The sequence below is a fragment of the Rhizobium sp. AQ_MP genome, from assembly GCF_014237835.1.
Classification (GTDB): domain Bacteria; phylum Pseudomonadota; class Alphaproteobacteria; order Rhizobiales; family Rhizobiaceae; genus Allorhizobium.
Genome location: NZ_JACJVI010000018.1, coordinates 67,766 through 80,664, shown reverse-complemented (window position 1 = coordinate 80,664; position 12,899 = coordinate 67,766). Strand labels below are relative to the sequence as shown.

Sequence of the window (12,899 nt, the reverse complement as noted above, 5' to 3'; positions counted from 1 at the left end):
GGTTGCGCTTCATTCTCTGGTCCTCTCGATGGGCCAGAGCTTACTTCAAAATGGATTAGTTCAGCGGGGCAAGGTCAAGGCCTACATCGGCAAAGGCAATTCACGGAAGACTTCAGACGCGGTGCGTCAGATCAGCGAGCGGGGGCCATCCGGTAGCGGAGGTTTCGCACCGACTCGGGGTCAGCCGACATTCGCTATATGAGTGGAAGAAGAAGTTCGCGGCGTTGAACGGCAAGGGCAGCGACGAGTCCGAGGAAATCAAGCGGCTCAAGCGAGAATTGCCCCGCGTCACCGAGTAGCGCGACATCCCAAAAAAGCGGCCGCGTACTTCGCCAGGTATGCAAATTGAAAGTTGAGCGTTCATTGCCTTGCATCGACTGCGATGTTCGGTGCGGACGATGTATCGGCTTCTCGATGTTCACCCGAGCGGATTCTGCGCCTGGCTGAAGAACCCGTTGAGCAAACGGGCCAGCGAAGACGAACGACAGGCCGATCTCCCGTTTCAGGCTTGGCAGGAGAGCGGCAATGTCTATGGCTATCGCAAGCTTCATGATGACATTCTCGACCAGGGAGAGATGTGCTGCCCGAACCGCGTAGCTTGTCTGACACGGCTTGCCGGGGTCAAGGCTGAGATCGGTTACAAGCGGCGTCCCGGCAAATATAGCGGACGACCCTCCGTCGTTGTCGACAATGCGCTCGACCGGCAGTTCGACGTCGAGGCTGCGGACAAGGCCTGGGTCACCGACATCACCTACATCCTGACCTGCGAAGGGTTTGCCTACCTTGCCGTCGTCATCGATCTCTATTCGCGCCGGGTGATTGGCTGGGCGACGCAGAGCCGTCAAACCACGGATGTCGTGCTGCAGGCTCTGCTCATGGCGGTGTGGCGACGCAAGCCGAAGGATCAGGTTCTGGTCCATTCGGATCAGGGCTCCCAGTTCACCAGTATGGACTGGGCTTCGTTCCTCAAGCACCACAATCTGGTCCACTCGATGAGCCGCCGTGGAAACTGCCACGACAACGCGGTCGCCGAAAGCTCCTTCAACCTTCTGAAGCGGGAACGGATACGCCGCAGGGTCCACAATTCGCGCCACGAAGCCCGCCAGGACGTGTTCGATTACATCGAAATGTTCTACAACCCGAAACGCAAGCATGTCAGAAACGGAATGCTGTCGCCAGTCGAGTTCGGGCGCCTGCAGAAAACGTAACATCAGGGTGTCTACGAATCCCAGAGCTATTCAGACAGCGACAACGAAAAGTAGGTTGGCATACAAGGATGGACCGCGGAATTCGCTCTCTTGTTGATCAGATTCCTGACGCCATTTGGCCGGTGTTCTATTGAAAGGTTTGAGAAAGGCAGAGTACACCGTGTCGGCAAATAGCTGTTTTGAATTTCTTCGAAAGCCGGCATCGTGAGAAACCTGCAAGGCACAACCTCGGAACGCCGAGACTCAGATCTGCTTTTCCCGGACTTCAATTCTCAGATGGTTGAGACCGATGGCGCGTCAATAGCGCTGTTGACGGGGGGAGCTGGACCGCCTGTGCTTCTTCTTCACGGCTATCCGCAAACCCGTGCCGCCTGGCATCGCATCGCGCCGGCTCTTGCTCAATCATACACCGTCGTCGTGCCGGATCTTCCTGGATATGGGCAGAGCCGCGTGAAAGACGGGCAGCGGTGCGCCGGATCGAAGCGGTGGATGGCGAGGCAGTTGCATGTCGCCATGCAGTCGCTCGGCCATCAGCGTTACATTGTCATCGGCCATGATCGCGGCGGTCGTGTTGGGTACCGAATGGCCCTCGACATACCTGAGGCCGTGCAGGCTTTCGTTTCGCTGACTGTCGTTCCAACGCTTGAAATGTGGCAGGGCACAAGCAAGGCATTCGGCCTCGGCGCATGGCACTGGTTCATGATGGCCCAACCATACCCGCTACCTGAGATGCTGATGGCGGCGGATCCGCGCGGGCTTCTCGACATCACTCTGGAGAAGATGGCGAGTGGGTTGGAGCATCTGCATCCGCTCGCCCTCCAAGACTATCGCCAGGCCTTTGACAATCCCGATGTGCGACATGCGATTTGCGAGGACTATCGTGCAGCGGCAACGATCGATGAGGAGCATGACGTTGCAGATCGGGAGGCCGGACGGCGGCTTGTCGTACCCGTTCACGTGCTTTGGGAAGAAGGAAGACTATACGGCGGGGGCAGAGAACCGCTCGATATCTGGGCAGACTGGGCCGAAACAGTTACCGGCCTTGGACTGGGCGGTGGCCATCTCCTTCCCGAAAGAAAATCCGAGGCGGTTCTGGTGAGCCTCATTCCTTTTCTGGCCGAGGTGTCCCATGTCGAAGAGGGGTGAAAATCCGCAAACACCGCCGTCTGAGCGGCCCCTGAGCCTTCGCCAGTTGGAAGTTTTTCACACGGTGATGCAGATGCGATCGATCACCGTCGCTTCGAAGATCCTCAAAGTGTCTCAACCATCCTTGAGCCGAACGATCCGCCGCATCGAGGACATCCTCGGCATCGCGCTATTCTCGCGCGATCACAACAGGCTCGTCCCGACGTCTGAGGCTCTGGAAATCTTCGAGGAGATTGATCCTCTGGTTCGCCAGCTCGCCGCTGCAAGTACGCAGATTGGCCGTATCGCCAGCGGCGAGACGGCCGTGTTTCGTGTCGGGGCCACGGCGAGCGCGGCACGGGCCTTGATGCCTCAGGCTTTGCGGGCACTCTCCGAGGAAGTCACCGGGATCGAACTGTTCTTCGACGTGTTGCCGGTCAATCAGATTGAAGACTATCTGCTCAGCGGACGCGGCGAGGCAGTCGTGACGCTGGTTGTCTCCGACCATCCATTGATCGTGAACGAGCCGGCCGGGCGGATTGACTTGGTGGCCGCGATCCCAAGGCATCACCGGCTCGCGGCGCGAGACGTCATACACGCCTCAGACCTTGAGAATGAGAACTTCATCTCCTTCGAGCAGGGCGGGGCGCATCAGACCGTCGTAGATGGGTTCCTCAGGCGATCGCAGGTCAAGGTCAACATCCGGGCGGTTGCCCGGTTTTCGGATACGGCCCTGGCACTGGCCAACGAGGAAATGGGGATTGTTCTCGTCGATTATCTGACGACGCTCGGTCCCGTCGGCGGCAACCTCGTTGTCAGACCGATCCACCGCGCGCCGCAGTTCGAGGTCTCCGTGCTTTGGAACCGCCAGCGCCCGCATTCGGCAAACCTGAAAAAGCTGAGCGAGATTCTCGCGATCAAGCTGACGGATCTGCCGCCGCTGGTTTGATCTCAATGGCATAGGCGGCACGGAAGGAATTGATCATGCCCTCAAGGCATGAGCTCCATAACGAATGTTGCTTGTTCGGCGAGCCCACGGATGGCATTTAGTCCCAATGGTGCTGGGAGGCATCACCACAAGGAGGATTTTTCATGAGCTTTACGTTGAATCGCCGTCAGGCACTCATTGGCATGAGCGCAGTGGGTGCTGCCGTGACATTCGGTCTGCCCGCCCGTGCTGCCACCCGCAACATGGCCGTGCTGCACCTCGCCAGCCATGCGCCGAGCTTCATCGCCTTTGAACGCGGCTACTTCAAGGATGCCGGGCTGGATATCGAACTGAAGTTCTTCGAGGCGGCGCAGCCGATGGCCGTCGCGATCGCCTCCGGCGACGCAGACTTCGGGGTGACGGCAATGAGCGGTGGTCTGATCAGTCTGGCGCAGAAGGATGCCGTAAAGGTCATCGGCGGTGCCTTGATGGAGGAAAAAGGTGTTCAGGGCTCGATCATCCTCGCTTCCAACAAGGCCTATGAGGCTGGTCTGACCGATCCCTCCAAGCTGGCGGGCCACAGCTTCGGCATCACCACTGCCGGTTCATCGTTCCATTTCATGGCGCACAAGATCGCCAAGGCCAACAATATCGAGCTGTCCAACATCGAACTGCGGCCCCTGCAGAAGCTTGGAGCCATCGTCGGCGCGCTTTCGACCGGACAGATCGACGCGTGGGCGATCCAGCCGAGTGTCGCCAAGAAGATGATCCGGGAAGGGGCGGCCAAGCAGATCGGCGTCGTCGCCGATTATGCCCCGAACTATCAGGTGACCACCGCGTTCACCTCGACAAACAATGCCAAGAACGAGCGCGACATGACCAAGGCCTTTGTCGGGGCCTATTCCAAGGCGATCGCCGATTACAACGCGGCTTTTGTTGATAATACGGCGGACGGTGCTGAGCGTGACGCTCTCGCCGAGATCGTCCACAAATATGTGGAAGCCGACAGCCCCGCGGATGTGGCAAAGCAGAACCTGATCGATGGGGCCATGCGCATCAATCAGGGCCTTGCGCTCGCGCTCGGCAGTTGCGTTGAGCAGAACGACTGGTTCAAGTCCGAAGGCATGGTCCAGGACGACATCACCATGGACCAGCTGTTCGACACATCCTACGTGAAAACGATCTGAACCACGGTTCGACCAGAGCGGATAGAAGGTCGAATTGATCGCGCTGCGGGCATGAATGTCCGCAGCGTCTTGAGAGTGTGTACGAAGTCCTGCGAAGACTCCGTCTGGAGGAAACATGGATCTGAAACTTCAGAACATCAGCCACTACTATGGCTCCGTCGAGGTGTTAAGGAATATTTCCCTCGATATCCCGAAGGGACAGATCGTCTGTCTTATCGGGCCGTCAGGATGTGGGAAGTCGACGCTCCTGCGTTTTCTGGGTGGTCTAGAACGGCCATCCGCCGGCGCTGTTGTGCAGGTGGGCGAAGCGCCTGCGGACTCCCTCAATCCCCTCACCTATGTTTTCCAGCACTTTGCGCTTCTGCCCTGGCGGACCGTTGAGGGCAACATCAAGCTGGTGCTGGAAGACCATGGACTGAGCGGCAAGGAGATGGACGACATCGTGAACGATGTCCTTGAACGGACACGGTTGTCCGACTTCCGGCAGGCGCTGCCCAAGCAACTGTCGGGCGGCATGCGTCAGCGTGTCGCCATCAGCCGGGCACTGGCAGTACGTCCCGCCGTCATGCTGATGGATGAACCTCTGTCCGCTCTCGACAGCCAGACCCGCGAATTGCTCATGGACGATCTTGTGTCGCTTTGGACACGGCAACCCTTCACGTCCGTGTATGTCACGCACAATCTCAATGAGGCAGTTCGTCTCGGTCATCGGGTCGTCGTGCTCTCCCGGCGGCCCGGCGGCATTCGTCAGATCGTTGATATCGACATGCCGCTTTCAGAGCGCCATCTGGCCGATCCGGCGCTTGAGGAAAAACAGCAGCAGTTGTGGGATCTCATGCGCGAGGAAGCCATTGCCGCCGACAAGGAGCTGGTAAATGTCTGATCTCTCTATCGTTTCAAACGGCGAGATAACAAGCGACGTCACGCCCGAACGCAAGGTGGCGTTCCGCGGTGGCGGTTTCGCGCCCAAGCCGGTTCCCGGCATCGGGATGCTCGTGTTCGCGGCCCTGATCATTCTGATGGAAATCGGCACGCGCAGCGGCTTCATCTCAGCCCTCACATTTCCCCGGCCTTCCGCCGTGCTGGAGACCTTCTATCAGCTCGCGAAGAGCGGCCTGCTGTTGAAGCATCTCGTGCCCTCACTGCAGCGCCTGTTCATCGGCGCCTTCATTGGCATCAGCGTCGGGATTTCGCTCGGGGTGCTGATCGGCCTGTTCAGCTATGTCCGGGCGGGTCTCGTTCCACTCGTCGCCGCGCTGTTCCCAATCCCGAAGATTGCCCTCTTACCCCTTTTCGTCATCTGGTTCGGCATTGACGAGATGTCCAAATACGCCCTGATCGCGTTCGGCACGTTCACGCCGACTGTGGTCGCCACCTATGGCGCGGTTGACAACGTGGATCGGTCGCTGGTCCGCATGGGTCAGAGCTTTGGTCTCTCCTGGTGGTCGATCGTCCGCAAGATTGTCCTGCCCGGTGCCTTTCCGGCGATCCTCTCGGGCCTCAGGGTCTCTGTCTCGATCGCGATCATTCTGCTGGTGGCAGCAGAAATGCTGGGCGCTCAATATGGCATCGGTTCCTACATTCTGGAGGCCGGCTCCCTCTATGCTCTCGAGAAGCTCTTCACAGGTGTGGCAATCCTTTCAATGATGGGGTTGGTCGTCAACTTTGTCATCGGACGGGTCGAGATGCACTTCCTGGGCTGGCGCGAATAGGAACCTGGCGTTTCCTGACGGAGATAAAGTGATGCTCGCATTGCAGAAGGTCAGACCCGCCGAAGGGCTGGAGTTGCGCGAAGTTGAATATCCGCAATCCGAGTCCGAAGGCGAGGTCATCATCAAGGTGCACGCCACCGGTATCTGTGGCACGGACATCCACATCGCGGAATGGACACCGGGTTATGAGTCCATGGAAAGCGTCATGCCCGTCACGATCGGTCATGAGTTCTCCGGCACCGTGGAGAGCGTCGGGGCAGGGGTCTCGCCGGCGTTCATCGGAAGCCGCGTAACTGTGCGCCCTTCGACGACCTGTGGCCGTTGCCCGGCCTGCCTTGCCGGCGACGAGGACAATTGTACGGGACGCAAGGGGATCGGCATCGGACGCAATGGTGCTTTCACGCAATATGTCTGTGCGCCTTTCGGCAATTGCCACGTCCTTCCCGGCAGTCTCGACATGGACATTGCCGCGCTGACGGAACCCATGACGGTCTGCGCCGAGGCTGTGGCGACGGCGAATGTTAAGGAAGGTCAGACAATTCTGGTGATCGGTCCGGGCTTCATCGGCCAGGGAATCGCCGTGCTCGCCCGCGCGCGGGGTGCAAAGGTGCTTGTATTGGGCAGGGATGACGGCTCGCGCCTGGGCATCCTTGCAAAGCTGGGTTTCGAGCTCCTCGTCGATACCGCGGAACAGGTTTTCGACGATGCGCTCAACTTGCATGGCCCCTTCGACGCCATCATCGAGGCCGCCGGCGCGCCGAATCTGGTCGATGCTACTTTGCCCTTCCTGAAGAAGCGGGGCATATTCACGGTCGTCGGCATCCATCCGCGGCCAGCGGAAATTGACCTCACGCGTCTTGTGCGCATGCATCAGCAGATCAGGGGTTCCTATCGAGCGGCGCCTGCCGTGTGGGACGAAACGATCGCTTTCCTCGATGCCAACCAGGCGCTGATGCGCCAACTGATCTCACATCGATATCGGCTTGAGAATGCCATGGCGGGCTTTGAGGCCTCGAGGAGCCGTATTGCGTCCAAGGTATTGATCGAACTGTCATGAGCAAAGCACTTCTTGCGCTCTGGAACGATTATCCTACGAGCCTAACCGACGAATATGAGACGTGGCATTCGTTCGAACATGTTCCGGAGAGAATGACCACGCCCGGCATGCTTTCAGCGACACGCTTCGGCATCTTGGGAGAAGAGCGCAACCGGTTCTTCACCTTGTATGCGCTGGAAGAACTGGATGTCCTCCAGCATCCGCAATATCTCGATCTCGTCCGGCATCCGACCGAATGGTCGGTGAGAATGCGCCAGTATTTCCTGAATGTCCTGCGTATTCCCACCACGATATGCTCACAGGAGGGTTCGGTGCGAGGCGGCCGCGCTATCGTTCAGGCCTGGTCTGTCGAGAAGGCGTGTGCGGAAGGCGTCGCGTACCGTCTCGGCGAAATGTTGAAAACCGCGATTGGCTTCGGCCAGATTCTGAATTTCAGCTTGGGTCTTGCCGAACCCAATCAATTCTACGAGGTTTTCGAACAAAGCGATATGACGGATCCTGACACGCTTAATGTCGTCATCATTGCCGAAGGTTCCAACCAAAAGACGCTCGAAACATTCCGGGCTGATCTGAAAGCGGCGCTTCTGGAATTCACGAGACCGCGATCCTGTCTACGCGATGACATTTTTGAGCTATTGGCGGTCTACCCGAAGCATGATGACCGTGTGACCCGGGCCGACTTACGAGCGACTACCGCTTTGCGTGCTCGATTCGTCTCCTTGACTGAATAGATCGGGTTTCACTTTCGTTGGCGACCTGATGCCAGCCCTTGGCGCGGCGGATGCTGCCTGAACTGCATCTGGACTGAGCCGCGCCGGGTTTGCCGGAGACCAATTGGTTTGAGTTACGCTGCCATGGCTGGTGCATCCAGCATGGCCTGGTATCGTTCGTCAGCCTCGGCTGGCGGGATATTCCCGATGGGCTTCAGGAGGCGACGGTGGTTGAACCAGTCCGACCCATTCTAGCGTGGCGGACTCCACGGCTTCGAAGTTGTGCCATTGCCCTCGGCGATGGATGACCTCGGCCGTGCAAAGACCATTGATCTAGGCATCCTCAAACTGAATGTTGCAGCCCCAGGTGTGAATTAATCCTATCCAGAGCTCCATCTTGAGGGCATCTCCAAAGTGGGAATTCCACGCCTCAACGATGCGAATAGTCAGGTCCTGGAACCGTGTCTGCAGATCTGTGTCGCTTGTCGATATCTTGATGACAACATCCGGGACCGAACCCGTCCGGACTGCCATCTTGTTGAAGCCTAACGTCGTGCAGCGATTAAGTTCGACAATGATATCGTGATCAGGCACCTGGAAAACGTTTCTAGTGATCTCGAAGAGAAAGCCCATCAGCGCGTCGCTATCGTTCTTTATTCGCGACTCGGCGTCGACGGATTTCGGAAAGACTTCAATATATGCCATTTGTATCTTTGCCCCATGCCGGTCGATCCATGACGACCGTTATTTTCAGTCAGTCTTCTTCGGAACCTTGAATTCCATAAGCTCGATCGGGAAACCTATCGGAGGATCCATGTCCATCTTCACCTCTGTCGAGACGTCGGACGAGATCTTGTCGGTCACTTGCCAGCCGAGTTTGCCGAGCCGTTCCAGTTCTGCGTCGAGATTGGGCGTTAGAAAGCCCACTTCGCTCAGATGTCCGATCGGAAGCCCGCAGCCCGTGTCGTATCCGAGTGTCTGCTTTTCAAGCGGCTCCATGAGCTCGATATAGAACTCGTCGTTGACCCATGTGCCGCTGACGGCCGCTTCGCCCTTGAACAGCGGGCCTTCGACCCGCGTGAAGCCATCTGCACCTATGCCCAACGATTCTGCCAGGATCTTCTCCATGCGATCCAGGTTTTCGACCCTGATACAGATGTGATTCATCACCAGCCTGTTTTCACGACGGCATTTTTCGATCAGACGCAACATTCGGCTGTCGATTGCGGCTTCAGTACCCTTGTCTTCCATCGCTTCCTCCCATGCACGTCGGCAGGATTGCCAAAAAGATCCCTTGCCTTCTCAGGCGCTTCATCGCCGAGGCCGGGTGTGCATTCACTCTGGTAAAGTTCGGTCTTTCCACGGCGTCGATTTCGACTGCGTCTCCCCGAGCTCTATGGATAGACTTGTAGCGCACATCTATCACAAAATTTCAGGACGGCAATTCCAAATCAATCACAAACTATTCGCTCTTTTGGGATTGGAATATATTTGTACATATTTTCAGTTATTTACGGCGTTCATTTTTTTGGCGTCATATCGTTGCTGTCGGATGTGGATCATTTTGTGATATGTCCTGATGCTGCGGAAGTCCTCGGCGAATAATCGGCCCGCATCCTAGCCGGTGTCGCATTGCACAAAGTCACAGCAATCTGCCGCTCACCTTCAGCGGCTTTCGAAGATACATTTGCAGTTAGAAATGTTTCGCCGGGACGGTTGCATCAACTCTTACTGGGTCCGCAACGGAGACCGAGCAATGTCCCCTTCCGACGATCACCGAGCTACGCCAGGTGCACCGGTGCTGGATTGCCGGACGGGCATGCCGCTTCTGTCCATGGCAGGACGGTGCTTATCAGCGTGGCGTGATGCTTCAGACGGGCAGTACTCCGTTCAGCTTGTACAGGTCATCCGAGGAAGTTTGAAAACGAGCGCTGTCTATTGCGCCTGGAAGGCTTTGTGCGCACTCCCGGGCAAGTTTATCCGTCGGCAGGGCGCGTTATCGATTGGGGCGGACGACCATTCGCTGGCGCGTGCCGATGCTTCGGGCGGACCAATAACCGACAGGATATTCTGAATGGTGTTCAGCATCAGCACATTCGTTCGGCTCCGTTGTGATCGGATGATGTCCACGTCCTGCAAAAAACAGGCAAAAGGAGATTTGCTGCGATGAACTTCGTTCCGACCTCAGACACTTTGGGCCGAGTTGATCACAAACCCATTGCCGGCCGGTTTTCGGGGAAGGTGGCGGTTGTCACGGGTGGAGCCAGTGGCATGGGACGAGCGCAGGCCTTGCGCCTCGCGGAGGAAGGGGCCGCCGTCGGCGTGCTCGACATCAACGGAGAGGGAGCAAGAGAGACCGCCGAGCTCATCTCGGCGCGGGGCGGGATCGGGGTACCCTTTGAGGTCGATCTGACAAATGTCGAGCAAGTCGACAAGGCCGTGGCTCACATCAGAAGCCGCTTTGGCGTGGTGCATCTCCTGTTCAACAATGCTGGAACGGTGCTGGTCAAGCCCTTCGCCGACACGACAGAGGACGATTTTGACCACCTGATGGCGGTCAATGTCAAATCGGCATTCATGATCTCCCGGCGTCTCATTCCCCATATGGTCGACAATGGCGGTGGCTCCATCGTCATGATGTCTTCCGTGGCTGCCATGCGAGGTTTCGCACTTGAGGCGATCTACGGAATGACGAAGGCGGCGATCCAGGCTCTCACAATCAATATTGCCATCGAATACCGGGAGCGCGGCATTCGCTGCAACGCCATTTGCCCGGCCTTCGTGCGGACTCCACACGGCATGGGTGAGATTGAGAAATTCAAGGCTCACGGCATCGACTGGAGCGAAGAGGCCCTCGTGAGCTGCCAGCTGCGGATATGTGAGCCCGAGGACGTTGCCGCAGTCGCGCTCTATCTCGCCTCACCGGATGCGGGTTTCCTGAATGGCGTGGCTGTTCCGATCGACAACGGCTGGATGGCCAAGGGATAGCATAGGGCGCGCAAGTGCCCGACGTGACTAATCACAACCAGAAAAAGGGGAAAACAAATGACCATTAATCCGATGATGATCGCGTTGAGCAGCGTGCTGTTTCTCGCGACGGTCGATCTCCATGCTGCGGAAGTTGAAACTCGCGCTCCCGTGAAGATCCTGTTCATCAACAGCTCTGATCTTGATTTCATCGCGGCTGTTTACGGCGAGGTGCTGAAAGACGTCGGCTACCGTGTCCGTTATGTTCAGGCCGATTATGCAGCGAGCTACACCGCCGTCGCAACCGGTGACATCGACGTGACGCTTGGAGCCTGGCAGACGACGGGTGCTGATCTGACCAAAGCCGCAGTCGCTACGGGCAAAGTCGAAAATTACGGCCCGACCGGCGTGAAAGTCACGGAAGGCTGGTGGTATACGGATAAAACGAAGGAAGCCTGCCCGGGCCTGCCGGACTGGGAAGCGTTGAAAGAGCCCGGCTGCGTCAAGGCGCTCGAGACTGCTGAGACGGCACCGAAGGGCCGCTTCCTCGATGCTCCGGCAGATTGGGCGACAGGTTCTGAAAAGCGGATCGAAGACCTGAAGCTCGATCTGACGCTGATCAGCTCTGGATCTCCCGGCACCTTGATTGCCGCAACAAAGGGCGCGATCGACCGCGGCGAGCCGATCCTTGCCTGGGGTTATCTCCCGCATCCGCTTTATGCCAAGGCGCCGCAGAACTTCGTTCAGGTTCCCAATTTCACCCGCGACCTGGACGTCCTAAAGCTCGCCAACAAGGAAGGCTTCGCCAAAATCAAAATTGCTTCCACGATCCTGAAGAACTTCACCTTGACCAGTGAACAGGTCGAGAAGGGCATGGCGGACATCGAGGAGGGGGGGCTCACCGCGGAGCAAGCGGCACGTAAGTGGATGGACGGAAACACGGCGACCTGGAAGGCTTGGTCCAATCCATGATGTCCGATCGCGCCGAAACGGCGACAGTCACTGTGCCAATGCTCGAGGCGTCTGGAGTCTGGAAAGTCTTCGGCTCCAGAGCCGCCCGAGCTTGCGCCCTTGCGGAACAGCCGCAAAGAGAGGCGATCGCCAGGGAGGCTGGCGTCGTCGCGCTTGAAGACGCCAGCTTCACGGTTCAGCGTGGTGAGATTTTCGTGATCATGGGGCTCTCGGGCTCGGGCAAATCTACGCTCCTCCGGTGCCTGACCGGCCTTTATGATTGCACTCGGGGTAGCGTTTCGATCGAAGGGACCAATCTCACGCGATTGATGCGGCCCCAACTGGTCGAACTTCGGCGTCGCAAGATCAGCATGGTCTTTCAGAACTTTGCATTGCTGCCCCATCTCAACGCACTCGACAATGTGGCCTTTCCCTTGAGGGTCAGGGGCGTTGCCCCTGCTGTCCGCGCCGAACAGGCGAGCCAGGCGCTCCACCTCGTTGGTCTGGGGCAGAAGCAGAGGTCCTTTCCGCACGAATTGAGCGGCGGGCAGCAACAGCGGATCGGTATCGCTCGGAGCCTGGTGACCGATCCGGACATCTGGTTTCTTGACGAACCATTTTCTGCCCTCGACCCGTTGATCCGTCGCGAGATGCAGGACGAGTTCCAGCGACTCCAAGGGCAGTTGCACAAGACGATCGTCTTCGTGACACACGATCTCGACGAGGCGATCCGTCTCGGTGACCGGATTGCGATCATGGCGGATGGGAAGATCCTTCAGGTCGGCAGTCCCGAGCAACTGGTACTGAACCCCGCAGACGACTACGTAAAGCGTTTCGTCAGCGGACTGCCACGCGAAAAGGTGTTGCGACTGGGCTCCATGCTCGAACCCCTGCAGCAAGCTATCTCAACTCCCGTCCTGAAGGTGTCTGACCTGCTGTCAGACGTTCTGCCGATCATCGTGCAGGCGGACCAGCCGCTCACGGTTGCCGACGGGGCCGGTCTTCCCGTCGGCCAGATTTCCAGAAAGGGTTTGGCCTCGTGGCTAGCATAGCG

General features: G+C 58.0%; 12 protein-coding genes and 2 pseudogenes. 11 read left to right on the top strand and 3 right to left on the bottom strand.

The window, feature by feature from the left end; all coding sequences use genetic code 11:
- Positions 1-85 precede the first annotated feature (85 nt).
- The 8 genes and pseudogenes from H6M51_RS20785 to H6M51_RS20750 all read left to right on the top strand — a co-directional run bounded on the left by H6M51_RS20785 (position 86) and on the right by H6M51_RS20750 (position 7,948).
- A pseudogene (locus tag H6M51_RS20785) lies at positions 86-1,208 on the top strand (IS3 family transposase).
- Positions 1,209-1,484: 276 nt separating this feature from the next.
- A complete protein-coding gene (locus H6M51_RS20780) occupies positions 1,485-2,354 on the top strand; it encodes an alpha/beta hydrolase (protein ID WP_185811712.1) in 870 nt (289 codons plus the stop codon).
- Positions 2,338-3,282: a LysR family transcriptional regulator gene (locus H6M51_RS20775; RefSeq protein ID WP_281418978.1), complete on the top strand. Its 945-nt coding sequence runs from the start codon at positions 2,338-2,340 to the stop codon at positions 3,280-3,282. Before H6M51_RS20780 ends, H6M51_RS20775 begins: the two co-directional genes overlap by 17 nt.
- Positions 3,283-3,425: 143 nt before the next feature.
- On the top strand, positions 3,426-4,448 hold the full coding sequence (locus tag H6M51_RS20770; protein ID WP_185811710.1) for an ABC transporter substrate-binding protein: 1,023 nt from the start codon (positions 3,426-3,428) through the stop codon (positions 4,446-4,448).
- Positions 4,449-4,563: 115 nt separating this feature from the next.
- Positions 4,564-5,331 (top strand): ABC transporter ATP-binding protein, encoded by a 768-nt coding sequence (locus H6M51_RS20765; protein WP_185811709.1) that lies wholly within the window; start codon positions 4,564-4,566, stop codon positions 5,329-5,331.
- Positions 5,324-6,160 carry an ABC transporter permease gene (locus tag H6M51_RS20760; protein ID WP_185811708.1) on the top strand — a complete coding sequence of 279 codons (837 nt, stop codon included), beginning with the start codon at positions 5,324-5,326 and terminating at the stop codon, positions 6,158-6,160. The genes H6M51_RS20765 and H6M51_RS20760 overlap by 8 nt, the downstream gene beginning before the upstream one ends.
- A 31-nt stretch (positions 6,161-6,191) precedes the next feature.
- Positions 6,192-7,217, top strand: coding sequence for a zinc-binding dehydrogenase (locus H6M51_RS20755; RefSeq protein WP_185811707.1), 1,026 nt, complete (start codon positions 6,192-6,194; stop codon positions 7,215-7,217).
- Complete coding sequence (locus tag H6M51_RS20750; RefSeq protein WP_185811706.1) at positions 7,214-7,948, top strand: hypothetical protein; 735 nt, start codon at positions 7,214-7,216, stop codon at positions 7,946-7,948. Before H6M51_RS20755 ends, H6M51_RS20750 begins: the two co-directional genes overlap by 4 nt.
- A gap of 113 nt (positions 7,949-8,061) precedes the next feature.
- Here H6M51_RS20750 and H6M51_RS20745 read toward each other — a convergent pair.
- From H6M51_RS20745 to H6M51_RS20735, 3 genes and pseudogenes are all read right to left on the bottom strand, one after another.
- Positions 8,062-8,260: pseudogene (locus tag H6M51_RS20745) on the bottom strand (IS3 family transposase); the annotation flags it as partial.
- A complete protein-coding gene (locus H6M51_RS20740; RefSeq protein ID WP_185811705.1) occupies positions 8,261-8,632 on the bottom strand; it encodes a hypothetical protein in 372 nt (123 codons plus the stop codon).
- Positions 8,633-8,677: 45 nt separating this feature from the next.
- Entirely contained in the window at positions 8,678-9,178 is a 501-nt protein-coding gene (locus H6M51_RS20735; protein WP_185811704.1) for a VOC family protein, read from the bottom strand.
- A gap of 915 nt (positions 9,179-10,093) precedes the next feature.
- Here H6M51_RS20735 and H6M51_RS20730 point away from each other — a divergent pair.
- The 3 genes from H6M51_RS20730 to H6M51_RS20720 are packed head-to-tail and all read left to right on the top strand — an operon-like array spanning position 10,094 to position 12,897.
- Positions 10,094-10,915 (top strand): SDR family oxidoreductase, encoded by an 822-nt coding sequence (locus H6M51_RS20730; RefSeq protein WP_281418977.1) that lies wholly within the window; start codon positions 10,094-10,096, stop codon positions 10,913-10,915.
- 57 nt (positions 10,916-10,972) lie between these two features.
- Positions 10,973-11,866: a glycine betaine ABC transporter substrate-binding protein gene (locus tag H6M51_RS20725; protein ID WP_185811702.1), complete on the top strand. Its 894-nt coding sequence runs from the start codon at positions 10,973-10,975 to the stop codon at positions 11,864-11,866.
- Positions 11,863-12,897 (top strand): glycine betaine/L-proline ABC transporter ATP-binding protein, encoded by a 1,035-nt coding sequence (locus H6M51_RS20720; RefSeq protein ID WP_210314897.1) that lies wholly within the window; start codon positions 11,863-11,865, stop codon positions 12,895-12,897. The genes H6M51_RS20725 and H6M51_RS20720 overlap by 4 nt, the downstream gene beginning before the upstream one ends.
- The last annotated feature ends 2 nt before the right edge of the window (positions 12,898-12,899 follow it).